Genomic DNA, 24380 nt, shown 5'->3' with positions numbered 1-24380 from the left:
CATCATCCCGCCCGCAACCACCGTTGCAGCACCCGCGAAATTACCGGAATGCAGATGAACACCATGATGGGCGTCAATATCACGCTTGTGATCAAAACGCGCCAGAACACGGGCAGCACGCTCAGATGCTCGCTGACCAGCATCGAGAACACCAGCAACACCGGGAAGTACGCCAGCCAGATGCTCACCGCCTGCTTCCAGCGCGGCGGCGCGCTGGCAGCCTTCGGCGCAAACCAGCCGTCCGTGCCCTTGACGCGGTGTTCATGGCTGGCCCGCACCAGGTTCGCCCCGCGCTCCAGCCACATGCGGCGCGGCAAGGATTTTTCCCACCGCAACAAGCTCGCCTCGTCCGTGAAGCGCAGCACGATCTGGTATTGGTCGCCCCCTTCGGGCGGTTGCAGCACACCCGACCCCAAAAAGCCGGGAAACCCCGCCGCCAGGATTTCGCCCTGGCGCATCCAGGACAGAAAATCGCTATAGCGTTCGGGTGCGATATGACGCGTGACCAGCATGGTGACCGGGGCGGAAACAGCGGAACTGGACATGACGGAACTCCTGGGCAACGGTGTAGCTTGTTATGCAGTGTTAACCCTAGCAATCCCCGTGCCAGCCTTGCGGTGCAGCATTCCCCTGGCGTGAACGACATCGACGCGCTGCACGTCCAAAATTGCGCACCGCAACACACACCATATTGGTGATTACCCCTACTCAACGCACCAAGCCGGTGCATGCGGAGAAACAGAGATGGACATCAATTTGCCCGACGTCGTCGCCGAAGTCACGGCCGCCTTCGAGCGCTATGAAACCGCGCTGGTGACCAACGACGTTCAGGAGCTGGACACGCTGTTCTGGAACAGCCCGCACACGTTGCGCTACGGCGCCGGCGAAAATCTGTATGGCTATGAGGCCATCCGCGAATTCCGCGCCGGGCGCTCGCCGCAAGGCCTGGCGCGGCGCGTCCTGCGCACCGCCATCACCACGTACGGCACGGACTTCGCCACCACCAACATCGAATTCCAACGCCAGGGCAGCGACCGCATCGGCCGCCAAAGCCAGACCTGGATGCGCACGCCCGCGGGGTGGCGCGTGGTGTCGGCGCATGTCAGCCTGATGGTGTGACACGTTGACGGGCGACGCGCGGCCGCGGCGCTGTCACGGACATGGCGCGCGCGGCCAAGCCGCTGGCCTGCTCTGCCGCAGGACGGCACCGCTCGCATTAAGACATAACGCGACAATGATTGAGCGCGTCGCCAAGCAGGTCTACACTGGCTTTTCCCTTTCCCGTTGGAGCATTTGCCCATGAGCACCTACAAAATTGCAGTTTTCGTCGGCAGCCTGCGTGCCGCCTCGATCAATTTGCGATTGGCTCGTGCGCTGGAAAAGCTGGTTCCCGCGGACTTCAAGTTCGATTACGTCAGCCTGGGCGACATCCCGCTGTACAACCAGGACAACGAAAACAATCTGCCCGCCCCCGCCGCCAAGCTCAAGCAGCAGATCGCCGACGCGCAGGGCATTCTTTTCGTGTCTCCCGAACACAACCGCTCGGTGCCCGCCGCGATCAAGAACGGCATCGACTGGGGTTCGCGCCCCTGGGGCCAGAACTCCTGGCCCGGCAAGGCCGTCGGCATCGTCGGCGCATCGCCCAGCGCCGCCGGCACCGCGATGATGCAGCAACACCTGCGCAACATCCTGGCCGCCGAAGGCGCCAACGCGCTGACCACCCCGGAAGTGTTCCTGCAATATTCCGAAGGCCTGATCGACGACCAATACACGATCACCAACGAAGGCACCCGCAAGTTCCTGCAAGGCTGGGTCGACCGCTACGTGGACTGGGTCAAGAAACTGAACAGCTGATTGCCGCCGCAGCCGGCAGGGCCACGCCCACCGGCGCCGATCGCCCGATCTACCTCCGGGCGATCAAGCCCCCTGACACGTCGGGGGGCTTTTTTTTGCGCCGCGTTTGTCGGACTGGCGCTGGGGCATGACTGGATGAGCCAGATTTGACCCGATCGAGCCAAATCTGGCCCGCTATAAGTCGTTGATAAGACGCAGGTTATTTTTAATCGAGTCAACTCTGGCTCGATTTCTCGTGAAAAACGGGCGTTTTCCGGGCATGGCACCGACCGCATGCCACTACAAGTCCGCCAATTTCACCGCAAGCCATTGATATCGCGCGTCTATTTTCAAGATTCGGTTTCATGGCACGGATGTTGCATTGCTCCGATATCGGACCAGCGCGAGCGCGTACCTGTCGAACGTGCCGCGCGCCGATCCGAACGCTTGACGGCATGCCGACGGCATTGCGGTCGTGACGTGTTGGCATTTACGGGGAGTTGCATCATGGGTTCGCATGCGGGTTCGTTCGCCTATCAGGCGCGGCTGGCGGTATTGGAAACCATGGCGGTGCCGGTCGGTACTTGCCGCGCGTGCGAGCGCAGCGGGATGCCGATCCTGTTGCTGCGCGAGGCCGCATTGCCGCAGGGGCCGTCCCCCTTCGATCCCGAACAAGACCGCGTACGCATCGATATGCAGCCGGGCAACTATCGCGTACTGCGCGAAGGGTTTGTGTATGTGCTGCTGGATCAGGAAATCTGGCACGCGTACCAAGTCACCGCCGAAGGGCACATGCGCCAATATGACCCGTACCGAATGCCCGAGGGCACTCCCCGCCCCTTGTCCCAGGCTTGCACGGGTGTAGGGCACGACGTGCGCGCTTCGTTCATACACGTCGACACCGCGGTCTACAAGGAAGCGTGGATCGCGTTCTCGCAGGACCGGTGGCCTGAGCCGGTGTTGGATGCCTACAAGGCGCAGACGGCGCCATCCGCGCGGTTCTTGAAAGTGGATCTGACGACGTTGCGTGACACGCCGCAGACGGTATTGCACGGGTTGAAATTCGCGGATGGGTTTCTGACCGATCACGTGTGGGAATACCGTTACGACGGGGAAGATTTCGGCAGCCGACATGCCGTGCGTACACGTACCCCCAGGTTTGTGCCGTCGAATGATTACGTCGACGACATCGCAAAGACGCAAGGCCTGCCGCAAGGTGTGCCGGCATTGGCGTTGCCCGATCCGGTGGGCGCGGTGTTGGAATTCAATCAACAACGACATTTGTTGATTAACGACCGGCTCGCATGGGCGGGCAATGCCGAACGGCAGTATCTGCTGTTCACATCGGCGGCGCTGGTGCAGATCAGAGAGTTGGAGAAGACCTGGGCACGCACGCAAGCGGTACAGGAAGTCGAAAAAGAGATCGAATACCGCCGACAACACAATGACCATCCCGTGCTGGGCACGCGTTCCCATTTACCGCCGGTAGATGTCCCCCGCGAAACGGAAATCGCGGCCAGGCGCATCACGGCCGAGTATCACGAACGCCTGGAACAACGCTACAGCGAGCCGCGTCGCAAGCAGTTTCAGGACATGCACGATAAGGAATGGCAGCGTCGGCAAGGACTGATAGATACGATGGCGGCCCGCTATGTCGCATGGCTGCAATCCTTGGCCTGGCTGCGCATCGCGCGATACGACTACTCGGCTACCGATCCGCACTCGGCAGCGGCGTACACCAAGATGGTGGCGGCCTGCCTGGACGGCGGCCCCAGCGAAGCGCCCCCGGTTGATGGCGCGGATCTTGGCCCCACGCAGCAGCTGTGGAAGGCCTTGCTGGAAAACCCCGACAGTATTCTGTACCAGGCGCTACTGGCCAAGAACGCCCGCCTGCTGGAAGCCCTACGCCCGAGTTTTACGGAAGGCTTCAAGGCCAACGACTCCGGCAAGCTGTATGCAGCGATCAAAGACGTGATGGCCTCGCAAGAAGGTGAGATGTATCTACGCAGCACCGTAAGGGACGCGGCGGGCCAACTGCAAGGCGCGATGATTAACGCGATGACGGTGCTGGAAGCGCGAGCGCAAGAACGGCTTCTGCCCGTCGCGACGACAGTTCATCAAGCCGCCCTGCTGCTATACGAGCGCACCCAGCTACTACGGGTTCAGATTGAACTGACACTGGGCGAGTATCAGGAATTACTCACTCAACAAATTCGCCAGCAATACGACAAGGCCGCGAAGGAGACCGGCAAGAAGGCCCGGGCGCTGATATTCAGCGGCATGCTGACCTTGCCCGGCCCGGCTCAGAACCACATATTCAAAGCCACGTTCTGGGTGGCGGATACCGCCGAAGGGTTGAAAGAAAAGCTAACGGCGATGTCCAACGCCACGGCCGAAACGCTGGACGCCGGTTGGCGCAGCGTGGTGGTGGGCATTGGTAGTTTCGAGCCGAAGGCACACGTTATAGCCGGCCAACTACGAACTACGGCGGCGGACGCAAAGCTACGAGCACACACGGCTTTTGTGGGTATGCGCGGGATGGCGAACATGGACGTGGCGCTTTCCATGGGCGCGTTGTTTTTTCAACAGGACGGGCTTAAGGCCAGTTTGGACGGCCTGGATCGCGTGGCGGGCGGCCGATACCGCGAAGCCGTCTCTAGCGTGGCCGCAAGCGCGGCGGGCGTGATGGGCGTCGGAATCGAAGCAACGGGCGTGGCGATACGAAGCGTGGCCCAGGCGATGGAGAGAGTCTCGGTCGCGCAATCGCACGCAGTGAATGCACTGGCCCTGGGAAAGGGACTGATTCGGTTTGGTGGCGTGACCAGTGCGCTGTCGGGAGCAGCGGACGCCGTGCAGTTCGGCTTTGCGGCTTATAGAAATCAACGCGCCGGCGACTTCCCCGCAAGAAACCTATACAGCTGGGCTGCTGGGTTCGCGCTCACAGGCGGTGGGATGGGCGCCGTAGCCGCGCATTACGGCTTAAGTTCGTTGATGGGACCATTAGGTTTAGCGATTGCTTTGGGTCTGGCCGCCTACGCCACCTCGCAAAGTGCCAAAGACCATCAGTCCACCGCGTTGGAACAGTGGTGCAGGAGATGCTATTTCGGGGTGCACAACGAATCTCCCGCGATTTGGTGGAATAGCGCAAAAACTGTCATCACCGTCCCGCCCTCCCCCACCCTTGAAGCCGCATTAGCCAAAAACGAGGCGGCCAATAAAGATCAATACACGGCCATCGGCGCGCTGAACGCGGCGATTTTGGGCATGGATGTGGCGGCAGAGTTCGTTAATAACCCCCAGCCAACACTGGATATCTCCAGCGTCGAGCCGATCTGGTCGCAAGCGCTGGTATACCGCATTCGACTTCCCGCATGGGACCCAGCACTTTCCGCCTACGCCATGTACGTCAGCTTAAAAAGTTACGCGGGCAACCACATCGCCGTTGTCGAACAGTGCAACGCTTCGGCGTCGGTGCAGTTGTCTGGTTCCCAGAAGCGCCCGAGCTACCACGTAGATGCCAACGCTACGCGTATGCCGACGTCTATGAATCCGTTGATTGCCGGAACTCTCATTCTGGCTTTTCTGGAACGGGACATTGAGTCGGCAACCATCAAGGCGAAATACTGGCCCGACCAAACTCAGCCCGAATTGTTTGCAGAGCTGGTGCTAACCACTCTTCGATAACGTGCGCGACTCGCTACATGCATAGGCCCCTGGCCGCGCCCCCTCTTTTAGAACCGGAATTATGGCAAACCAAAGACCTTTACTTGATAGACCATATCGGGGGTGGCAACGCGATTTAGCCGCACCCATGGACGGCGAGCGCGCTGAAGTCCAGCCCCATCATGCCCCTACACTCAACGCGCTCAACGACGCCTATCTGGAGATTTCCCGTCGCTCTACAAAAATGCGCGGGCTATTAATGTTCTTCGCCATCTTTCCAATCTGCTTCACCTTAGCTGTGCTGGCTATGGCCTGTAGCAGCTGGGAGCACGGCATCGTCTTCTCGTTGCAAATCCTGGCACCGGGCATTATGACCGGCGCCATGGCATACCTCTGCATACGCATAGACACTGCCATCCCGCGCGACGAGCCGGTCCGTTTTAACCGTTTACGCCGAACCGTATACGTATACAGCTTCGAACACGTCTGGTGGAATCCATTCGCGAAATGGCAGGTCACCACGAAATCCTACGATTGGGCCGACCTGCGTGCCGAAGCCTGGCGGCAACGGGGGGCCACCGGGCAAGGCGGCTTGATGATTTCGTGGGGCGTATCCGTGGCCGTCGTCAAGCCGGGCACCAATCAAGTCATCGACCGGTTTCCCTTAAGCGTCTACCAGGACGAAGGCAGTTCCTGGGATTACGTGCGCGCCTACATGCAGTACGGGGTCGACGCCGTGCCTCCCGTCCGAGAATTCAACGACCCTAACGAAGTGCCCTCCCACAACCTGGCGCTTCGGCTGGCGCCGAAGGTCGAATGGCCGCCTGCGATGGACGTGGAATCGCGGACGGCTCCGGCTTGACCGGGGGGTTTGCGACACGCAGCACCGCCCGCGCCCCCCACGCCATAAATACTTATCCCCGCCATCTGTGGAGAAGGCTGAGGACAGTATTGGGGCACAGTCAAAATCCCCTGCCCCGCCAAGCACTTGCGCGTGCTGATCAAACAATGCGCAATCGTCCTTTTGGATGAGTTTGGGCGAAGTTATCCCCGAAAAAGCTGTATGTCCGAACAGCGGTCCTCAAGGCGGGAGCACGGTGCGCGTCTTGTCCCAGCATTCTGTGGAAAAGCATGAGGACAGTTTGAGGGCAGGTACGAAAACCCCATGCATATCAATAACCTGCAACGGGTGGTCAATAAAGGCCCAATGGTGGCTAAGCGGGCACCGAGTTGTCCCCGGCAAATGTGGATAAGGCTGAGGACAGTATGCGGGTAGTCGCTAAAAACGCTTACAGGGCAAGCACTTGAGAGCAGCGGGCAATAAACGCCCAAGCATGATCCGGCCGACGCGACGTGGGGCGTCCCGCGTACCACGCCGCCCAACTTGGGGATAAAAGAAAAGGCTTGTCCCCATGGAATGTGGACAAGCCTATGAACAGTCGGATAACAAGCCCAAAAACTCCTTATCCAACAAGCACTTGCAGACGCTGGTCAATGAACGACCAGCGCGCGGATTACTCGTCTCCTTCGAGACGCATGCCGATTTTCAAACCGACCTGCCAATGGGCCACCTTGCCGTCCTGGATATGGCCGCGCACTTCAGTGACTTCAAACCAGTCCAGATTGCGTAGGGTTTCGGATGCGCGCTCGATCGCCTTGGCGATCGCGTCATCGGTTGAGGTGGTGGAAGAGCCCACCAGTTCGATTTGCTTGTAGACATGATTCGACATAGCTCGTCTCCGCTAAGGGGGTGAGTCGTGAATCGACGGTCTGTCGGCCGTGTTCCGGCGCTTACGACCGGCAATCCATTCGAACACACAGGATACCGCCGTGGCGCTATCGTGGTGTTACGAGTTCCGTCGCGTGGTCTCGACTGGCGACGAAGCCCGCTCCCGCAACCCAGCAAGGAGATCACCATGCCTGAACGGAAAACCCTGGAACGCGCGAAGCAAGACAAGCGAGAAGGCAAGGCCGCATCCACGCAGGCCGGAGAGTTCGTCCGCGAGGAAATCGAGCACGTGCGCGAAGGCAAGCACGGCGTACGTTCCACCAAGCAAGCCATTGCCATCGGACTGTCCAAGGCGCGCCGCGCGGGCGTGAAGGCCACGCCGTCGAAGAAGGCCAGCCCCGCCACCAAGCATCGGGCCAAAAAGGATATCGAGGCCGCACACGACGGGCATGCCAAGTCGTCCACGCGTTCTCGCGCAACGACCAAGGCCTTGAAGAAGGAAAGCACCAAGCCCGCATCGCGTTCGGCGTTGTCACACCACGCCAGCAAGACGGCGGGCCGCCGCACGGCGGCTGACCGCTCGGCAGCGGCGAAGAAGGCAGCGGCAACAAAGGGCGCGGCCGGCCGTTCCGCCGCCGCGAAGAAGGCGGCGCAGACGCGGGCCAGAAACAAGGCCGCATCGGGGTCGCACCACCGCGCGGCGCATTAGACCCGCGGGCTCTGTCGCCCAATCCGCGTTGTCCAGCCCACGTCGGACTACCCCACGGCGGGCTACCCCGCGTCGAGCTACCCCGCGTCGAGCTACCCCGCGTCGCCCTGCCCCGCGTCGAATTGCCGAAAGCGCTCTTGCAGGAATTCGCGCAAGCGCTTGACCGCCGGGGACAGCAACATGCGGTGCACGCACAGCAGGTACAGCGGTGAGGGTTCGGTGGCGTAGTCCGGCAGCAGCGCCACCAAGCGTCCGGCGCGCAGATCGCGCAGCACGTCATAGCGCGATTTGTACGCCACGCCCTTGCCCGCCAACGCCCAGCGGCGCACCAGGTCGCCGTCATCGCCCACGCGGTCGCCCTTGATCGGCACCGTCAGCGCCGTGCCTTCGTGGTCGAACGCCCAGCGGTCGTGCAGCGTTTCGCCCAGCACGAACGACAGGCAGTTGTGGTTGCGCAGGTCTTCCGGTTTCTGCGGCACGCCGTGCCGCGCCAGATACGCGGGTGAGGCGCAGACGACGCGGCTGTTCTGTTCGGCCAGCGGCAGCGCCACCAAGGCGGAATCGCTGGGCTTGCCGTAGCGGATGGCGATGTCCACCGGCTGGCGGTACAGGTCGGCCAGGCGGTCGCTGATGCGCACCTGAAAGCTCACGCGGGGATGCTGGCTCTGGAAGTCATCCAACCAGGGCAGCAGCACGTGGCGACCCAAGTCGGACGGGATCGACACAGACAGCGTGCCGGATATTGCCGTCTTGTCGCGCGCCATCGCGTTCTTGCCCGCTTCCAGCGTAGCGATGGCCGAGCGTGCGTATTCCAGATAACGCTCGCCGTCCGCCGTCAGCCGCAGGCTGCGCGTGGACCGCACGAACAGGCGCGCGTCCAACGTCTGCTCCAGCCGCTTCAGCGCCGCGCTGGCCACGGCCGGCGACACGTCCAGCTCGCGCGCGGCGCCGGAAAAGCTGCCGTGATCGGCCGAGGCCACAAAGATCCGCAAGTCTTCAAACCGCACCATGGTCGACTCATTTTCAAAAAATTATTGAAACTGAGTGCGATGCTAGCCGGTTTTTCATGCCTGCGAACTGGGTAATCATGGTTTCGTTTTCAAGCCCGTCCTGATCTTTTCTGGAGCTGACACATGAATATCGAACTGAATGGCAAAAAGGCGCTGGTGACCGGATCATCCGGTGGCATCGGCCTGGCGATTGCGTTCGGCCTGGCCGAGGCCGGCGCCCAAGTGGTGCTGCACGGCCGCAGCGCCGACAAGCTGGCACAGGCGGCTGCCGCGATTGCGCGGAAATTTCCCGCGGCCAAGGTCACGACCGTGCAGGCCGACCTGGCCACCGCCGACGGCGCCGCGTCCATCGTGGCGGCGCACCCCGACGTGGACATCCTGGTGAACAACGCCGGCTTCTTCGCCCCCAAGTCGTTCACCGAAATCACGGATGACGACTGGCAGCAAATGCTGGACACCAACGTCATGAGCGGCATCCGGCTATCACGCTACTACCTGCCGCGCATGATCGCGGCCAACTGGGGCCGCATCGTCTTCATTTCCAGCGAATCGGCCGTGCAGATTCCGGCGGAAATGATCCATTACGGCGTCAGCAAGACGGCGATGCTGGCCGTTTCCCGTGGCCTGGCCGAACTGACCGCCGGCACCGGCGTCACCGTGAACGCCGTGCTGCCGGGCCCGACGCGCTCGGAAGGCGTGTCTGACTTCTTCGCTGAAATGGCCAAGGAACAAGGCGTGTCGCAAGACGAGATGGAACGCGACTTCATCGCCCAGCACCGCCCCACGTCACTGCTGCGCCGCCTGGCGACCGTGGACGAAGTGGCCAACATGGTCGTCTACGCGTGCTCTACGCAGGCCAGCGCCACCAACGGCGCGGCGCTGCGCGTGGACGGCGGCGTGGTCCGCTCCATCCTCTGATCTCACCCCATCACCCAAGCAAACCCGAGCCACTGATATGAAAGCCATTGCGTACTTCAAGAACCTGCCGGCCGACAATGCCGACGCCCTGCAAGACATCACCATCGACGAGCCCACCCCCGGCGACCACGACCTGCTGGTGGACGTACACGCCATTTCGGTCAACCCCGTTGACGTGAAGATCCGCGCCAACCGGGCGCCCAAGGACGGCAAGCCCGAGATCATCGGCTGGGACGCCGCCGGCGTCGTGCGCGCCGTGGGCGCCAAGGTCAGCCTGTTCAAGCCGGGCGACCGTGTCTGGTACGCCGGCGCCATCAACCGCCCCGGCGCCAACAGCCAGCGCCACGTGGTGGACGAGCGCATCGTCGGCCACATGCCCAAGAGCCTGGACTTTGCGCAAGCCGCGGCGTTGCCCTTGACGACCATCACCGCCTGGGAACTGCTGTTTGACCGGCTGCGCGTGCTGGACAACGCCGCGCCCAGCCAGGGCAGCCTGCTGGTGGTGGGCGCGGCGGGTGGCGTCGGATCCATCCTGGTGCAACTGGCACGGCAGCTCACGGGGCTGACGGTGATCGGCACCGCCTCGCGGCCCGAGACGCAGGCATGGGTGCGCGAACTGGGCGCGCATCACGTCATCGACCACAGCAAGCCGCTGGCGCAAGAGCTCAAGCGCATCGGCGTGCCGCAGGTCAGCCACATCGCCGGCCTGACCCATAGCGACAAGCACTTTGCCCAACTGGCCGAAGCCATCGCCCCTCAAGGCAAGATTGCGCTGATCGATGACCCCAGCGCCATCGACGTGCGCCTGCTCAAAGGCAAATCGGCGTCGCTGCATTGGGAGTTCATGTTTGCGCGTTCGCTGCACAACACGCCCGACATGATCGCGCAGCACGAATTGCTGAACCAGGCGGCCCGCCTGATCGACGACGGCACGCTGCGCACGACGCTGGGCGAGCACTACGGCAAGATCAACGCCGAGAATCTGCGCCGCGCCCATGCTTTCATCGAAAGCGGCAAGGCGCAGGGCAAGGTCGTCCTGGAAGGTTTCTGACGGCCTTCGCAGAACTGTTCTGCGCAAAGATGGGGTAATCGGGAAGTCCGATAAAAATTATCATCGACTCCTGTGACAACCCCAGGCGGGCGGCCCAGCGCCGCCCGCCGCCCTGTCGCCACGCTGACAACACGCTGACCCGGCCCACAGAAGGCACGGACATGCACGGCGGCGGGATCAAGGAGAGAGACAATGTTCAAGCTCACGCGCCGCGATTTCATCGCGGCCGGCACCCTCATGATGCTTGCCCGGCCGCTGCGCGCCGCCCCCAAGCCCGTGACCCTGATCGTGCCCTACGCCGCCGGCGGCCCTAACGACAACTTCGCCCGGCTGCTGGCCGAAGGCATGAGCGCGCAGCTGGGCGTGCCCTTCATCGTGGAAAACAAGCCCGGCGCCAACGGCATCATCGGCGCGGCGCAAGTCGCGCGCGCGCCGGCCGACGGCAACATGCTGCTGATGGGCGGCTCGGGCCCGGTGTCGCTGAACGTCTTGCTGCGCCCCAACCTGCAATACCGGTTTGACAGCTTCGCGTCCGTGGCCATGATGTTCGACGGCCCGTTGACCATCACGGTACCGGCAACGATCGGGGTGAATTCCATTGCCGACCTGGTCGCCTACGCCAAGAAGGAAAACCGCGCGCTGACCTATGGCTCGCTGGGGCCGGGCAGCGTCACCGACCTGTACGGCTTGATCCTGGCCAAGACGCTGGGCATCCCGCTGACCGCCGTGCCCTACAAGAGCACCCCGACCAGCCTGATCGACCTGATCACCGGCCGCAACGACCTGTCGTACATGACGCCCATCGCGCTGGCCGATCACCAGAAGGCGGGCGCGGTGAAGATCCTGGCGCTGACGACCGACCAGCGCGACCCTGCCCTACCCGATGTGCCGTCGGTAGTCGAGCTGGGCTATCCGCAGTTGAAGGCCAGCTACTGGACCGCGCTGCACGCGCCCAAGGGCACGCCCGCTGACTTGATCCAGGCCTATTCCGCCGCGGCGGTCAAGACGGTTCAGGCCGAGAGCTTTCGCCAGATGCTGGTGGCCAATGGGCAGACCGAAAAGGCAGGCGGCCCGCAAGCGCTGGACGCACAACTGGAAGCGGACCGCCAATACTGGGGCCGCGTCATCCAGGAAAACCATATCGTGCTGGATTGATCAGAGGCTTGCCGCCGCGTGTCCGGCGGCATCCTGCGTTTCAACCGCAGCAAGAAATGCCCGCCGACATGGCGGGCATTTTGCCGGGCGCGGCCCCCGTCTATTGAAGCCGGACGGGCGCGATGCGATGCGTGGCGGACTTGAAGTTGATCACGGGCTGCGCTTCGCGGCAGGTCGTCTTGCGGATCTTGCCCACGATCAAGTCATGCGTGCCCAGCACTTCGGTGCAGACGATATCGCATTCGATGCTGGCCAGCGCATCGGGCAGCACCGGCGTGCCCTGCTCGTTCATCGCCCAGCCGCCTTGCGCAAAGCGCGCCATGCCTTGGGGCTGCCCCAGAAACGCCTGCATGACGGCCTCGTGCCCTTCGCCCAACACGTTGGCCACGAAGCGGCCGTGGCGCAGCAAGGGCTCGCGCGCCGACGAGGTCTGCTGGACAAAGAAGCCGACCATCGGCGGGTCAGCCGATATCGACGTCAAGCTGGACACGATCATGCCGGCCACCTGTTCACCTTCACCCGTGGTGACCGCGCTGATGCCGGCCGGCAGCGAACGCATCGCTGCCTTGAAGTCGTCAACCGACACCACCTGGTCATGCTCGTTGACCACCATGTGCGCGCGAATGTCGCCGCGTTCGTCGACCCATCCGTGCCTGGCCGCGTAATCGACCATGGCGGAAAAATCCGCTTCCCATTTCGGATCGCCCGCATGCTGCGACAAAAATCGCAGCACGGATGGCGACAGGCGCACATGGCGCTCGTCTTCGCGCCGCCCGACGCGAGCGATGGCGTGTTCCAGGCGTTCACGCGGCTGCGGGTCGGCCAGCACGTCCAGCCGCCGGAAGTCCGACGGATGCCGCAGCGTGATCGCCCCCGCGTTGCTCAGATAGATCTGCATCTTGCACCCCTTCAGGCCACGGCCGTCGTGCTGCCGACTTCCTTGCGGATGGCCGGAATGATCTTGTCGCCCCACAGCTCGATCTGCTTGAGCATCGTCTTCTGATCGAAGTCGCCCAGCTGCGTCTGCAACGCAATGTGCTTGGGCCGCAGGATGCTGATCTCTTCCAGCATCTTGTCGATCACTTCATTGACCGAGCCCACCGGCAGGTTCTTGCGCAGTTGCTCGAACGTGGGGTCGTTTTCAGACGGCACTTCCTTGACCATGTAGCCATCGTCGCTTTGTGCGCGGCGGAATTTCAGGCTTTCGGAAATGCGGCGTTGAAAGCGCGCGCAGTCCAGGTACGCGTCGATCTCTGCCTTGTTGTCCGACGCGTAGCCACAGCGCAGAAAGCCGAACTTCACATCGCGGTCCAGGTCGCGGCCGTTGTCCTCGGCCACTTTTTCCAGCCTGCCGCGCAGTTCGGCTATGGCGTCGTTGCCCTTGAGTAGCGCCGTGACGAACAGGTTATGGTTTTCGCGCACGCCACGGCCCAGCGTGACCGGGTTGCCCGACGTGATCCACAGCGGCGGCATCGGGTCCTGCAAGCAGCGCACCGCGATCGAGCTGGGCGGAATCTTGAGGAACTGCCCGTCGTGTTCAAAGATCTTCTGCGTCAGGCCCTTGGGGATGACGTCAAGAAATTCATTGAAGATTGCCCCCGAATCCGCGATCTGCACGCCGAAGCGTTCGAATTCGAATTCCTGATAGCCCGAACCCACGCCCAGGTCCAGGCGGCCATTGGAGACGGTGTCCACGAAACCCACTTCAGCCAGGAAGCGCGCAGGGTGGTACAGCGGCAGAATGCACACCGCCGTGCCCAGGCGGATGCGGTGCGTTTTGGCCGCCGCGTGCGCCACCGTCATCAGCGGCGACGGCGACAACGAGTAGTTGTTGAAGTGGTGTTCGGCGTACCAGGCGGCGTCGAAACCGGCCTGCTCCGCCACCACGGTTTGTTCGATGGAGTTGTTGATGACTTGCTTTGAGGACTGGTGGTAACCTCGCTGCTGCGCCAGAATGAACACGCCGAATTCCATAATGTCTCCTCATTGATTGCTTGACGTTCTGAGGAAATTCTAGAGGCCGGCAGTCATCGGGGAAATACAGGAAATGCGGCGTTCTGTGCTGCGTAAAGTGGAGGAATGATGGACAGGCTGCGCGCGATGGAGCTCTTTCTGTCGATCTCCAAGACCGAGAGTTTCTCTGAAACGGCTCGGCAGTTCGGGGTGTCGGCAACGTCGGTATCCCGCATGATCACCGAATTCGAAAACGAGTTGAACGTGAAGCTGCTGCTGCGTTCGACCCGGCAAGTCGTGCTGACCGAAGCCGGCCAGGAATATGCGCAACAGCTTGAGTCCATTCTGTGGAACATCAACGAGGCGCATCGCAATATCACCGAAATCCGCGCCGCGCCCAAGGGCATCCTGCGGGTGCATTCACGCATGATGTTCGGGCTGGGCGTGCTGCCGCCGCTGGTGGCCGCGTTTCGCCAGCAGTACCCCGACATTCATATTGAACTGGTGCTGTCCGAAACCAAGGCGGACCTGCGCCGCAATAACTTCGATATCGATTTCCGCATTTCTCCGCCCGTGGAAGCGGGCTTGAAGCGCCGCATTCTGTTCAAGAGCGAACGTTTTCTGGTGGCCTCGCCCGCCTACCTGGCCAAGCACGCCGCGCCCGCCCGGCCCGCCGATATCGCGCGGCATGATTGCCTGGCCTATCTGCTGCCCGGCGATCAATATTGCTGGCGCTTCAAGCAAGACGAAGCGATTGAGGAAGTGCTGATCAAGCCGCGCCACGTGACCAACAACGGCGTCGCGCTGCTGGAACTGGCGCTGTTGGGTGAAGGCATTGCGCTGTTGGATGACTACACCGTGCACAACGATATTTCGCGTGGCACGCTGGTGCGTTTATTCCCCGATTACCACGTCACGAACACGACCTTCGAAGAAGGCATGTACGCCACCATTCTGGATACGGCGATGATCCCCGTGAAGATCCGGCTGTTCCTGGATTTCGTGGCCTCGCATGTGTCGGGTTCGGCGCTGCGGTTCACCGCGTACAACAAGATGGCCGCCGCCGAAAGCCCCTGATCAGGCGCAGTACATCAAGGACGAATGCGGCACTGCCCACGCGGCGCACCCACAGCGCCCGCTTCCCGAATGCGCAGCAAGGCCCCGTCCAGCGGGCCTGTGGCTGTCAACCGACCGCTGTCGCTGATTGTCGTGACGAAGATGTCCGACAGATCCGGGCCACCGAAACATAGGGATGCCGGATGCGCGACCGGCAGGTCGATGCGGCGATCCAGCCTGCCCGTCGCATCGAACCGCGCAATGGCTGCCGCATGCACCAGCGCGGTCCACAAACCGCCGTCGCGATCAAAGCAGCAGCCGTCCGGCGCGGAGCCAAGCGTATCGGTATCGATGTAGACCTCGGGGGCAGACAACCGGCCGGCTTCATCCATGCGATAGCGAAAACCCTTGCGTTGCGCGCTATCGCATACATGAAAATGCCGCCCGTCCGGATGCATGACGGGGCCGTTCACCACGCCCAGGCCCTGCGCGATGCGGCTGACCTTGCCGACCGTATCCACGCGATACAAGCCGCCCAGCGGCGCTTCGCCTTCTTGCCGATGGACATGCATGGTGCCGGCCACGAAACTGCCATCAGGCAGCGGCGCGCCGTCGTTCAGCCGCAGATTCGGGTGGCTGTCGTCAATGCGCCCCAGCGTGTGCGTCGCGCCGTCGTTCAGGCTGACGAGCGCAAATGTTTCTTTCAACGCCACGATGATGCTGTCGTCGCCGTTCAGCGCGAACGAGCCCACCGGGGCGGGCAAGCGCCATTCGCGCGTCGCGCCGCTTTCCGGATCAATCCTCAGCAGCTGCCCGCCGCGGCAATCCAGCATCCACAAACAATTTCCGGCCGCATCCCACACCGGGCATTCGCCCAGCGCCGCGCGAACCGTGCCGATACGCTCGATCTGCATGCGCCGACCGCCCCTGTTCTGCTCGTCCGGCGGACGAATTCCCAAACCATGGTATCGGCTTGAGCCGCGCGGGAATATGCCGTTTTCGTGCAGAACACAACCAACATTTTTGGCCTGAATCCTGCGCAATACCCGTCCATATAATCCAAAAAAAACCGGCCGTCCCGCACTAAAAGCGGGGCAAGACCGGTCCATCGGACTTATGGAGACACGTCATGCAACATGCCATCGGCGCCCTGCGCGCCCTCGCTTTTTCCCCCATCAAAAAGGTGCCCGCATGAGCGACGCCACGGTCACTTTGGAAATCAACGAAGGCGTTGCGCTGGTCACGCTGAACAGCCCGCCGGTCAATGCGCTGAACCGCGCCATGCGCCGCCGCATCGTCGCCATCTTCGACGAAATATCCGAGCGCGATGACATACGTTGCGCCGTGCTGACGGGCCAAGGCAAGGTGTTTTGCGCCGGGGCGGATTTGAAAGACCGACCCAACGCCGAAATCGCGGGCGACTTTCTGGAGCACAACCGCATCACCCGCGAAACCGGCAACGCCATCAAGGAATGCGCCAAGCCGGTGATTGCCGCCGTGAACGGCGCGGCGCTGGGCGCGGGGTTGGGGCTGATGGCCGCGTGCGACATCATGTACGCGTCTGACAACGCCACCTTCGGCATGCCCGAGATCAACGTGGGCCTGGCGGGCGGCGCGTCCATGTTGCGCACGCTGGTGGGCCGGTCAACCTTGCGCCGCATGTTCTTTACCGGTCAACGCCTTAGCGCGCAGGACCTTCTGCGCCGCAACGTGTTGGAAGACGTACTGCCGCCCGACCAGTTGCTGCCGACGGCGTTGGCGCTGGCCCACGAAATTGCGTCCAAGGCGCCGCTGGCCGTGCTATACGCCAAGCGCGCCGCCAATATGGTGGACCTGATGCCGCAGCGCGATGCCTACCGTTTCGAGCAGGACTTCACGATGGCGCTGGCCAAGACGGAAGACGCCCGCGAGGCACGCATGGCGTTCCTGGAAAAGCGCCAGCCGCAGTTCAAGGGCCGCTGACATGGCGCTGACCGAACAAGCGCGTAGCCCGCAGCAACATAGCCCCCAACGACATAGCCCCCAGCGCGCGGGCGCCGGACTGACGCCGTTTTTCAAGGCAAGCGGCATCGCCGTCGTGGGCGCGTCGGATGACGTCACCAAGATCGGCGGGCGGCCCGTGCAGATGCTGATCAAGCACGGCTATGCCGGCGCCGTGTATCCCATCAACCCCAAGGGCGGTTTCATCCAGGGCTTGGCCGCCTACGCCTCGGTGCGCGACACGCCTTCCGCTCCCGAGCTGGCCATCCTGGCCGTGCCCGCCGCCGCCACGCCCGCCGCGTTGCGCGACTGCGCGGCGCGCGGCACCAAGGCCGCCATCGTGCTGTCGGCCGGCTTCACGGAAGCGGGTCCTGCCGGCGCCGCGCTGCAAGCCGAGCTTGTCGCTATCGCCCGGGAATACGGCATGCGCGTGCTGGGGCCGAACTGCCTGGGCGCGGTCAACGTGGCCGACCGCCTGATCGGCTCGTTCTCGATCGCGCTGGAAGAACACATGCCGCCGGTCGGGCACGCAGGCATCGTGTCGCAGTCGGGCAATGTGGGTAGCCACACCATGCAAAGCGTGGCGCGGCGCGGCATGGGCGTCAGCCGCTTCATTGCGACCGGCAACGAAGCCGACGTGGACGTGGCCGACGGCATCGCCGCGCTGGCCGACGACCCCGACACGCACATCATTCTGTGCTGCATGGAGACGTGCCGCGATGCCGACAAGCTGATCAGCGCGCTGCGCCTGGCGCGCCAGCGCGGCAAGCCGGTCATCGTGTTGAAGATCGGCTCCACCGAAAAAGGCCAGCAGGCGGCCGCGTCACACACCGGCGCGCTGACCGGGTCGGACGCTGTCATCGACGCCGTCTTCGGCCGTTACGGCGTGCTGCGCGTGCGCTCGGTGGAAGCGTTGATCGACGTCGGCCACGCGGCGTCGATGCTGATGCCGAACCGCTTGCCCCGCAACGACGCGGTGACGCTGGTGGCCGCTTCGGGTGGCTTCGGCATCATGATGGCCGACGCCATGAGCGAGGCCGGGATGACGCTGCCCGCGTTGGCGCCGCTGACGCAACAGCGCATCCACGACGCCGTGCCCACCGCCAGCACCGGCAACCCGGTCGACGCGTCGGCGCAAATGTCGAGCCGGCCAGACATCCTGTTGAAGATGCTGACTGCCTTGCTGGAAGATCCGTCCGACAGTTCGCTGGTGTTGTTCATGTCGCTGTCGCTATACAACACCCGGTTGCGCGGCATCTACCTGGAAGCGCTGGCGCAGGTGCGCACCAGCCATCCGCAGCGCCTGCTGATGATCATCAGCCAGGGGCCGGCGGACGCGATCGAACAGATCAATGCGCTGGGCATACCCGTGTTCGCCAGCATTGACGCCGCGGCCACGGGCTTGGCGGGGCTGGCACGGCTGGGGCAGTTGCGTGCGAAGGGTGGCGCTGACAGTGCGGCTGGAGCGGGTTACACGACGGCAACACCGCTTGCAGCGCCCGAGGGCGCTTCGATTGCGGCCATCGACAATGCGCCCCCCGCCCCTTCCCCCATCGACCCCGTCGTCTTCAAGAATGAATTCCACGCCAAGCAGGCGCTGGGCCAAGCCGGCATCGATGTGCCGCGCGAACTGATCGCCACCGATGCCGACGCCGCCGTGCGCGCCGCCGACAGCATCGGCTACCCCGTCGTGCTGAAAATCGCGTCGGAGGATGTGGCGCACAAGACCGAGGCGGGCGGAGTGGCGTTGGATGTGGCCGACGCGCAGGCCGTGCGCGAGGCGCATGCTCGCATTCTTGCCAACGTGGCGCGCCACGCGCCCGGCGCCCGCATTGACGGCGTGCTGGTCGGGCCGATGCTGCGCGGTGGCACGGAAATGATCGCGGGCGTGTCGCAAGACCCGGTGTTCGGCCCGATTGTCATGGTGGGCATGGGCGGCATCTTTGCCGAAGTGCTGAACGACGTGGCAGTGCAGACCGCGCCCGTCACCGAAGACGAAGCGCTGGCGATGATCCGGTCGTTAAAGATGTTTCCGATTCTGGACGGCGCGCGCGGACAGCCCAAGGCCGACGTGGCCGCCGCCGCACGCAGCGTGGCCCGCTTGTCGGAATTTGCATTCCGGCATCGCGACGACATCGCCGACATCGACATGAACCCCATTCTGGTGCGGCCCGAGGGCCGGGGCGTGGTGGTGCTGGACGCGTTGATGATTCCGCGCGCCGCGCGTGCCTCTACCCCGGCAGCCGCGCCCGTACAGCAAGGACAAGCATGCAATTTGAACAACAGGTAATCGTTCCCGACCCCGCCTCGGGCGTCGAGGTCTACCGGCAACACGCGCGCAACTGGCTGCGCGCGAATCTGCCGGATTTCATGCGCGCGGACAGCCTGGAGTGGCGCGCCGCCACGCTGGCCGAAAGCAGCGCCTGGGAAGCGGCCATGCATCAGGCCGGCTTGGCGGGCATGACCTGGCCCGAAGCCTATGGCGGACATGGCCTGACGCTGCGCGAGCATCTGGCGGTGAATAAGGAAATCGGCGCGCTGCCGATGCCGGAGAGCGTCAGCTCCATCGGCAAGGAGCTGGCCGGCCCCATCATCATGGCCGTTGGCGACGAAGCGCAGAAGCAGGCCTTTTTGCCGGAAATCCTGACGATGCGGCAATTCTGGTGCCAGGGCTTTTCCGAACCGGACGCGGGCTCGGATCTGGCGCGCTTGCGTACCAAGGCGGTGCAGGAAGGCGGACACTGGCGCATCAACGGCCAGAAGATCTGGACCAGCGGCGCGGCCAAGGCGCACTACTGCCTGCTGCTGACGCGCACCGGCACCGTGGCGGACAAGCACCGTGGGCTGCTGATGTTTGCCGTGCCGATGGACACGCCGGGCATCCGGGTGGTGCCGATCAAGTCGATCGACGGCAAGGAGTCGTTTGCCGAGGTGTTCTTCGACGACGTGGTGGTGCCCGACAGCGCGCGTCTGGGCGCACCGGATGAAGGCTGGAACGCCGCCATCCGCGTGCTGTCCATCGAACGCGCCACCAATCGCATGTACCGGCCGTGGCGCTTTGAATGCGAACTGCGGCAGTTGATCGCGGCGTGCAAATCCCACGCGCATCTTGCGCCATCGTTGGACGACGGCTATGTGCAGCAACGCGTGGGCGACGTGGTCGCGCAGGTTGACGGCTTGAAGGGGCTGGTCGAACTGACGGTGGACCGCATGTTGCGCGGCGAATCCATCGGTGCGCGCGGATCGCTGACCAAGCTGTATTGGTCCGAATGCCATCAGGCCTTTGCCGGGCTGGCGCTATCGCTGCTGTCGCAGGTGGGGCCGCATTCCAGCCCCCTGGCGCGGCGTACGCAGAAGGCCTTTACCAACGCGTATCTGTTCGCGCGCGCTGAAACGATCTACGCGGGCACCACCGAAGTGCAGCTGGATGTGATCGCGCAGCGCGTCATGAATCTGCCCAAGGATTTGACATGAGTAGCGAAGAACTGCGTCCGGAAGAGTTTGCGCAGGCCGCCGACGCGGCCATCACGGATGCGCTGTCGCGCACGGACCCGCACGAGATGGCCGCCGTGCTGGCGCAGGCCGGTCTGTGCGGCGTGATGGCGGACGAGGCCGACGGCGGGCTGGGCCTGGACCTGGCGTTCGCCTTGCCGATTGCGCAGGCGGCGGGCCGGCTGCAACTGCCCTTGCCGCTGGCCGAACAGATGTTGCTGTCCAAGGCGCTGGCGGGCACTCCGCACGCCGCCGTGCTGGTGGCCGGCGAGCGGTTGGCGGGCATCGCGTGGCAAGGCAGCGTCCAGCAAGGTAGCGCGCGTCTGGATCATGGCCCGGCCGACTGGGTGCTGGTTGCCGATGGGGACGGCGCGGCACTGCTGGACGTGCGCGATGCCACGCAAGAACCGCAAGCGGAACTGGACCCGGACCATCCGCAGATCTGGCTGGCGCTGGCCGGCGCACCCGTGCTGGCGCGGCTTGACGCGCGGGCACGGGTCGCGCTGGAAGCGTCCGCGCAACTGCTGCTGGCCGAGTACGCCAACGGCGCGGCCGAAGGGACATTGCAAGCCGCCGCCGGCTACCTGGCGACCCGCGTGCAATTCGGCCGTCCGCTGTCGGCCAAGCAGGCCGTGCGCCATTTGCTGGCGCGCATGCGCTTGCTGCAAGACGTGTCCAGCGCCGCGATCCGCCGCGCGATGCACACCGACGAGTTCGGTGCGCATCGCGATACCCGGCCGGCGTTGGCGGGCGCCATCGCCAACGCCGCCTTCGTCATCGAAAAATCCATCCACCTGCACGGCGGCATGGGCTTTACCTGGGAGCTACCCTTGCACCCCGCGCTGCGCGCGGTGCGCAAGCTGGATGCGGCATTCGGCGGCGTGTCACGTGCCGTGGGCCGCGATTTCATTGAATCGGTGTAGGAAGAAACCATGCAACAAGATCTGGCTGGGCGCGTGGCGCTCGTCACCGGCGCAGGCGCCGGCATCGGCCGCGCCACCGCGCGCGTGCTGGCGGCGCGCGGCGCCATCGTGGGCATCAACGACTTGAAGCAGGAACTGGTGGACGCGGCCGTCGCCGACATCACCGCCGGCGGCGGCAAGGCGTTTGCGGTGGTGCAGAACGTGGCGTCACGCCAAGGCATTGCGCAGGCCGTGCGGCAGGCGGCCGAGTACGGTTCGCGCTTTGACATCCTGGTCAACAACGCGGCGTGGGTGCGCTACCAAAGCGCCGCCGAGATCCAGGCCGACACGATGGACCGCATGCTGGACATCGGCTTCAAGGCGGTGATCTGGGGCATCCAGGCCGCCGCCGACGCGATGGACCCGGAACGCGGCGGTGCGATCGTCAATGTGGCGTCCACCGCCGCGCTGAAATCGGCGCCGGCGTCGATGGTGTATTCGGGCATCAAGGCGGGCGTGCTGGGCATTACCCGGGCGGCGGCCGCCGAGCTGGGCGGGCGCGGCATTCGCGTCAACGCGGTCTGCCCGTCGGCGGTGCCAACGGAAGGCACGCAGCGCAACCGCAACGCCGAACGCGACGCGCGCCGCATCGCCAGCACGCCGTTGGGGCGGCTGGGCACAGTGGAAGACGTGGCCAGCGGCATCGCGTTCCTGGCCTGCGACGAAGCGCGCTTCATCACGGCGCAGGCGCTGGTGGTGGACGGCGGCATCACGTTCACCACGCTTTGATGGATACGGTTCTGTTGACCGGCGCCGCCAGCGGCATCGGCCGCGCCACGGCCTGGCGGCTGGCCCGGCTAGGCCACCGTTGCGTGCTGGTGGACCGCAATGCAAAGGCGCTGGAGGACCTGCTGGCGGAGTTGCGCGCTGCGACGAAGGTGAACGTGGACGCCGATGCCGACAGGATCGCCGCCCCGGTCGCGAAGCCTTCGCGCGCCGGAGCCACGGACCGGTCTGCGCCGCAGTCCCAGGCGCCCGCCACCGCCCAGTTCGAACATCTTGCCCGCGTCGTCGACTTGACGGACCCCGAACAGATTCTGGCGCTGGCCGACGGCATGCCGACGCTGGACGCCATCATCAACAACGCGGGGATGACGGACGCCAGCAACCTGCCCGTCGCCGAACAACATGACCGCGACTGGCAGCGCTTGCTAGACCTGAACCTGCATGCGCCGCCACGCCTGCTGCGCGCGCTACAGGGCCGCTTGGCACCGCACGCCCGCATCGTCAACGTGGCGTCGGGCGCGGGGCTGCATGCCATTCCGCTGCGCGGCGCGTACAGCCCCAGCAAAGCCGGCTTGATCGCGCAGACGCAAGCCCTGGCGCGCGCGCGGCCAGATCTGCGCGTCAGCGTCTTGTGCCCTGGATTCGTGCAAACGGAATTGGTTGACGGGCTGATCGCAAGCGGGCGCCTGGACCCGGTGCGCGCAGTCGCGAAGATTCCCCTGGGTCGCCTGGCCAAGCCCGAAGAGCTGGCTTGCGCACTGGCGTTTCTGGCCAGCCGAAACGCCGCGCCCTTAAGCGGCAGCCGCCTGTCCGTGGACGGCGGGTCGTCTGTCTTTGGCGGCAGCCAACCCTTTGCCCCGAACGCCATCGCCGCCGTGCCCTGCGACGCGCCTTTGTCGTTAACCGTGCACGGCGGCTGGCCCGGGCTGGGCAGCACGGATACGCGCGACGGCTACGCCGCCATCGTCGACACGTCTGTGCTGCACAGCCCGCCTGGCGGGCGGCTGGCGGCCACTTTGGCGGCCGCGCAGCGCCATGGCGCCGGCAGTGGGCCGGGCAGCCTGACGCTGCTGCTGCCGCGTGCCGTCCAAGCGGACTTCCAAGTGGATTCCCAGGCGGACTTCCAAGTGGATTTCCAAACGAACTCCCAAGTGGACTCCCATACGAACTCGCTGACCGCCTGGGAACACGCGGGCGACGACGCCGCCGCGCGCATGCTGATCGCCACGTTGGCCTGTGAATGGGGGCCGCGCGCGCGCCGCATCAATGCTGTCGAAGTGGACGCCGCCAACCCGGACGCCGCGCTGAACCCGCTACTTCGTTTCATCGCGGGGGCTGAAGCTCAATACCTGACAGGGCAAACGCTATGCACACGCTGAACGATCCGGCCGCGATCAAAGCCCGGTTCATCGCCGCGCGCGGCTACTGGCGGCCGTGGACCGAGACGCTGTTGCACGCCAATCCCACGTTCTTGTCGACCTACGCCGAATACGCGGGCTATCCCGCGCGCACCGGGCCGCTGACGCCGCGCATGGTCGAGCTGATCTACGTGGCGCTGGACACGTCCCCCACGCACCTGTACGAAGCCGGCCTGACGACGCATCTGAAGCTGGCCCTTGCGGCAGGCGCCAGTGAAGCGGACGTTTTCGATGTGCTGCACCTGGTGACCTTGCAAGGCCTGAGCGCCGTGCTGCAAGCGGCGGACGTGCTGCATGAGGCCGCCCCGTCGGCGGCCCTGCCGCCGGATGATCCGCTTGTGGCCCGCATCCAGGCGCTATGGCCGGATCAGGCGGCCGGCCTGTTGCGAATGGCGGCGCAGGACCCGGGCTATGTGGCCGTGCTGTTGGATTTTGTGGAAGGCGGCGCGCCGGCAGGTGGCCTTAGCCATGCCGAACGCTTGTTGGTGCGCATTGCGCTGCACGCCACGTTCACGGACGGCGACCGCACGGCATTGCAGGCCTTGATTCCGCGTGCGCTGACGCAAGGCGTGACGCGCGCGGAAATCCTGCAAGTCATTCAGCTGGGCGCGCACCTGGCCGTGCATGGCGCATCATTGGGCGCCACGGTGTACACGAAGGTGGTCGCCGATCACAGGAATGGGCCCGGCAAGGCCGATGCAACGGCTTGACCGGACCCAGTTGCT

Annotated in this window: 22 protein-coding genes; 16 read left to right on the top strand and 6 right to left on the bottom strand. The window is 64.2% G+C overall.

What is annotated here, in order from left to right; all coding sequences use genetic code 11:
* Nucleotides 1-2: 2 nt before the first annotated feature.
* A complete protein-coding gene (locus tag V6F88_RS20680; RefSeq protein WP_332611864.1) occupies nucleotides 3-545 on the bottom strand; it encodes an antibiotic biosynthesis monooxygenase in 543 nt (180 codons plus the stop codon).
* A gap of 199 nt (nucleotides 546-744) precedes the next feature.
* On the opposite strand from V6F88_RS20680, the gene hpxZ reads away from it, so the two are divergent.
* The 4 genes from hpxZ to V6F88_RS20660 all read left to right on the top strand — a co-directional run bounded on the left by hpxZ (nucleotide 745) and on the right by V6F88_RS20660 (nucleotide 6358).
* A complete protein-coding gene (gene hpxZ / locus V6F88_RS20675) occupies nucleotides 745-1119 on the top strand; it encodes an oxalurate catabolism protein HpxZ (protein WP_332611863.1) in 375 nt (124 codons plus the stop codon).
* Between the two features lie 180 nt (nucleotides 1120-1299).
* Complete coding sequence (locus V6F88_RS20670) at nucleotides 1300-1854, top strand: NADPH-dependent FMN reductase (protein ID WP_332611862.1); 555 nt, start codon at nucleotides 1300-1302, stop codon at nucleotides 1852-1854.
* A gap of 486 nt (nucleotides 1855-2340) precedes the next feature.
* Nucleotides 2341-5517, top strand: a complete 3177-nt coding sequence (locus tag V6F88_RS20665; protein ID WP_332611861.1) for a T6SS effector BTH_I2691 family protein — start codon at nucleotides 2341-2343, stop codon at nucleotides 5515-5517.
* A 127-nt stretch (nucleotides 5518-5644) separates the two neighbouring features.
* Nucleotides 5645-6358, top strand: coding sequence for a DUF6708 domain-containing protein (locus V6F88_RS20660; protein WP_332611860.1), 714 nt, complete (start codon nucleotides 5645-5647; stop codon nucleotides 6356-6358).
* 652 nt (nucleotides 6359-7010) lie between these two features.
* Here the strand turns inward: V6F88_RS20660 and V6F88_RS20655 are convergent.
* Nucleotides 7011-7226, bottom strand: coding sequence for a dodecin (locus tag V6F88_RS20655; RefSeq protein ID WP_332611859.1), 216 nt, complete (start codon nucleotides 7224-7226; stop codon nucleotides 7011-7013).
* Between the two features lie 186 nt (nucleotides 7227-7412).
* Here V6F88_RS20655 and V6F88_RS20650 point away from each other — a divergent pair, with 186 nt between their 5' ends.
* The gene (locus V6F88_RS20650; RefSeq protein WP_332611857.1) at nucleotides 7413-7934 is read left to right on the top strand and encodes a DUF6496 domain-containing protein; all 522 of its coding nucleotides are present in this window, start codon (nucleotides 7413-7415) and stop codon (nucleotides 7932-7934) included.
* A 92-nt stretch (nucleotides 7935-8026) separates the two neighbouring features.
* Here V6F88_RS20650 and V6F88_RS20645 read toward each other — a convergent pair whose 3' ends face one another.
* Nucleotides 8027-8944: a LysR family transcriptional regulator gene (locus V6F88_RS20645; RefSeq protein WP_332611856.1), complete on the bottom strand. Its 918-nt coding sequence runs from the start codon at nucleotides 8942-8944 to the stop codon at nucleotides 8027-8029.
* Nucleotides 8945-9067: 123 nt separating this feature from the next.
* On the opposite strand from V6F88_RS20645, the gene V6F88_RS20640 reads away from it, so the two are divergent.
* From V6F88_RS20640 to V6F88_RS20630, 3 genes are all read left to right on the top strand, one after another.
* A complete protein-coding gene (locus V6F88_RS20640) occupies nucleotides 9068-9862 on the top strand; it encodes an SDR family NAD(P)-dependent oxidoreductase (protein WP_332611854.1) in 795 nt (264 codons plus the stop codon).
* Between the two features lie 37 nt (nucleotides 9863-9899).
* Nucleotides 9900-10913: a zinc-binding alcohol dehydrogenase family protein gene (locus V6F88_RS20635; protein WP_332611853.1), complete on the top strand. Its 1014-nt coding sequence runs from the start codon at nucleotides 9900-9902 to the stop codon at nucleotides 10911-10913.
* A 192-nt stretch (nucleotides 10914-11105) separates the two neighbouring features.
* The gene (locus V6F88_RS20630) at nucleotides 11106-12068 is read left to right on the top strand and encodes a tripartite tricarboxylate transporter substrate binding protein (RefSeq protein WP_332611851.1); all 963 of its coding nucleotides are present in this window, start codon (nucleotides 11106-11108) and stop codon (nucleotides 12066-12068) included.
* A gap of 100 nt (nucleotides 12069-12168) precedes the next feature.
* Here V6F88_RS20630 and V6F88_RS20625 read toward each other — a convergent pair whose 3' ends face one another.
* Both V6F88_RS20625 and V6F88_RS20620 read right to left on the bottom strand, forming a co-directional pair.
* The gene (locus V6F88_RS20625; protein ID WP_332611849.1) at nucleotides 12169-12966 is read right to left on the bottom strand and encodes a flavin reductase family protein; all 798 of its coding nucleotides are present in this window, start codon (nucleotides 12964-12966) and stop codon (nucleotides 12169-12171) included.
* 11 nt (nucleotides 12967-12977) lie between these two features.
* Nucleotides 12978-14042 (bottom strand): LLM class flavin-dependent oxidoreductase, encoded by a 1065-nt coding sequence (locus V6F88_RS20620; protein ID WP_332611848.1) that lies wholly within the window; start codon nucleotides 14040-14042, stop codon nucleotides 12978-12980.
* A 108-nt stretch (nucleotides 14043-14150) separates the two neighbouring features.
* Here V6F88_RS20620 and V6F88_RS20615 point away from each other — a divergent pair, with 108 nt between their 5' ends.
* A complete protein-coding gene (locus V6F88_RS20615) occupies nucleotides 14151-15098 on the top strand; it encodes a LysR family transcriptional regulator (protein ID WP_332612044.1) in 948 nt (315 codons plus the stop codon).
* A 14-nt stretch (nucleotides 15099-15112) separates the two neighbouring features.
* On the opposite strand, the gene V6F88_RS20610 is transcribed toward V6F88_RS20615, so the two are convergent.
* Nucleotides 15113-15991 carry an SMP-30/gluconolactonase/LRE family protein gene (locus V6F88_RS20610; RefSeq protein WP_332611846.1) on the bottom strand — a complete coding sequence of 293 codons (879 nt, stop codon included), beginning with the start codon at nucleotides 15989-15991 and terminating at the stop codon, nucleotides 15113-15115.
* Nucleotides 15992-16268: 277 nt separating this feature from the next.
* On the opposite strand from V6F88_RS20610, the gene V6F88_RS20605 reads away from it, so the two are divergent.
* Genes V6F88_RS20605 through V6F88_RS20575 form a run of 7 tightly spaced genes read left to right on the top strand, consistent with a single transcriptional unit; the run spans nucleotide 16269 to nucleotide 24365 of the window.
* A complete protein-coding gene (locus V6F88_RS20605; RefSeq protein ID WP_332611844.1) occupies nucleotides 16269-17039 on the top strand; it encodes an enoyl-CoA hydratase/isomerase family protein in 771 nt (256 codons plus the stop codon).
* 1 nt (nucleotide 17040) lies between these two features.
* Nucleotides 17041-19347, top strand: a complete 2307-nt coding sequence (locus V6F88_RS20600) for an acetate--CoA ligase family protein (RefSeq protein ID WP_332611842.1) — start codon at nucleotides 17041-17043, stop codon at nucleotides 19345-19347.
* A complete protein-coding gene (locus V6F88_RS20595; protein WP_332611840.1) occupies nucleotides 19326-20531 on the top strand; it encodes an acyl-CoA dehydrogenase family protein in 1206 nt (401 codons plus the stop codon). Before V6F88_RS20600 ends, V6F88_RS20595 begins: the two co-directional genes overlap by 22 nt.
* Nucleotides 20528-21472 (top strand): acyl-CoA dehydrogenase family protein, encoded by a 945-nt coding sequence (locus tag V6F88_RS20590; protein ID WP_332611838.1) that lies wholly within the window; start codon nucleotides 20528-20530, stop codon nucleotides 21470-21472. The genes V6F88_RS20595 and V6F88_RS20590 overlap by 4 nt, the downstream gene beginning before the upstream one ends.
* 9 nt (nucleotides 21473-21481) lie before the next feature.
* Nucleotides 21482-22240 carry an SDR family NAD(P)-dependent oxidoreductase gene (locus V6F88_RS20585; protein ID WP_332611837.1) on the top strand — a complete coding sequence of 253 codons (759 nt, stop codon included), beginning with the start codon at nucleotides 21482-21484 and terminating at the stop codon, nucleotides 22238-22240.
* The gene (locus tag V6F88_RS20580) at nucleotides 22240-23616 is read left to right on the top strand and encodes an SDR family NAD(P)-dependent oxidoreductase (RefSeq protein WP_332611836.1); all 1377 of its coding nucleotides are present in this window, start codon (nucleotides 22240-22242) and stop codon (nucleotides 23614-23616) included. Before V6F88_RS20585 ends, V6F88_RS20580 begins: the two co-directional genes overlap by 1 nt.
* Nucleotides 23604-24365, top strand: a complete 762-nt coding sequence (locus tag V6F88_RS20575) for a carboxymuconolactone decarboxylase family protein (RefSeq protein WP_332611834.1) — start codon at nucleotides 23604-23606, stop codon at nucleotides 24363-24365. Before V6F88_RS20580 ends, V6F88_RS20575 begins: the two co-directional genes overlap by 13 nt.
* Nucleotides 24366-24380 lie beyond the last annotated feature (15 nt).

The organism is Achromobacter sp. ESBL13 (assembly GCF_036668755.1).
Lineage (GTDB): Bacteria > Pseudomonadota > Gammaproteobacteria > Burkholderiales > Burkholderiaceae_B > Achromobacter.
This window is presented reverse-complemented; position numbering and strand designations above follow the sequence as displayed.

Excerpts from the sequence above, each read along its gene's own strand:
- V6F88_RS20680 (WP_332611864.1), bottom strand. The coding sequence starts at position 545 with ATGTCCAGTTCCGCTGTTTCCGCCCCGGTCACCATGCTGGTCACGCGT.
- hpxZ (WP_332611863.1), top strand. The coding sequence starts at position 745 with ATGGACATCAATTTGCCCGACGTCGTCGCCGAAGTCACGGCCGCCTTC.
- V6F88_RS20670 (WP_332611862.1), top strand. The coding sequence starts at position 1,300 with ATGAGCACCTACAAAATTGCAGTTTTCGTCGGCAGCCTGCGTGCCGCC.
- V6F88_RS20665 (WP_332611861.1), top strand. The coding sequence starts at position 2,341 with ATGGGTTCGCATGCGGGTTCGTTCGCCTATCAGGCGCGGCTGGCGGTA.
- V6F88_RS20660 (WP_332611860.1), top strand. The coding sequence starts at position 5,645 with ATGGACGGCGAGCGCGCTGAAGTCCAGCCCCATCATGCCCCTACACTC.
- V6F88_RS20655 (WP_332611859.1), bottom strand. The coding sequence starts at position 7,226 with ATGTCGAATCATGTCTACAAGCAAATCGAACTGGTGGGCTCTTCCACC.
- V6F88_RS20650 (WP_332611857.1), top strand. The coding sequence starts at position 7,413 with ATGCCTGAACGGAAAACCCTGGAACGCGCGAAGCAAGACAAGCGAGAA.
- V6F88_RS20645 (WP_332611856.1), bottom strand. The coding sequence starts at position 8,944 with ATGGTGCGGTTTGAAGACTTGCGGATCTTTGTGGCCTCGGCCGATCAC.
- V6F88_RS20640 (WP_332611854.1), top strand. The coding sequence starts at position 9,068 with ATGAATATCGAACTGAATGGCAAAAAGGCGCTGGTGACCGGATCATCC.
- V6F88_RS20635 (WP_332611853.1), top strand. The coding sequence starts at position 9,900 with ATGAAAGCCATTGCGTACTTCAAGAACCTGCCGGCCGACAATGCCGAC.
- V6F88_RS20630 (WP_332611851.1), top strand. The coding sequence starts at position 11,106 with ATGTTCAAGCTCACGCGCCGCGATTTCATCGCGGCCGGCACCCTCATG.
- V6F88_RS20625 (WP_332611849.1), bottom strand. The coding sequence starts at position 12,966 with ATGCAGATCTATCTGAGCAACGCGGGGGCGATCACGCTGCGGCATCCG.
- V6F88_RS20620 (WP_332611848.1), bottom strand. The coding sequence starts at position 14,042 with ATGGAATTCGGCGTGTTCATTCTGGCGCAGCAGCGAGGTTACCACCAG.
- V6F88_RS20615 (WP_332612044.1), top strand. The coding sequence starts at position 14,151 with ATGGACAGGCTGCGCGCGATGGAGCTCTTTCTGTCGATCTCCAAGACC.
- V6F88_RS20610 (WP_332611846.1), bottom strand. The coding sequence starts at position 15,991 with ATGCAGATCGAGCGTATCGGCACGGTTCGCGCGGCGCTGGGCGAATGC.
- V6F88_RS20605 (WP_332611844.1), top strand. The coding sequence starts at position 16,269 with ATGAGCGACGCCACGGTCACTTTGGAAATCAACGAAGGCGTTGCGCTG.
- V6F88_RS20600 (WP_332611842.1), top strand. The coding sequence starts at position 17,041 with ATGGCGCTGACCGAACAAGCGCGTAGCCCGCAGCAACATAGCCCCCAA.
- V6F88_RS20595 (WP_332611840.1), top strand. The coding sequence starts at position 19,326 with ATGCAATTTGAACAACAGGTAATCGTTCCCGACCCCGCCTCGGGCGTC.
- V6F88_RS20590 (WP_332611838.1), top strand. The coding sequence starts at position 20,528 with ATGAGTAGCGAAGAACTGCGTCCGGAAGAGTTTGCGCAGGCCGCCGAC.
- V6F88_RS20585 (WP_332611837.1), top strand. The coding sequence starts at position 21,482 with ATGCAACAAGATCTGGCTGGGCGCGTGGCGCTCGTCACCGGCGCAGGC.
- V6F88_RS20580 (WP_332611836.1), top strand. The coding sequence starts at position 22,240 with ATGGATACGGTTCTGTTGACCGGCGCCGCCAGCGGCATCGGCCGCGCC.
- V6F88_RS20575 (WP_332611834.1), top strand. The coding sequence starts at position 23,604 with ATGCACACGCTGAACGATCCGGCCGCGATCAAAGCCCGGTTCATCGCC.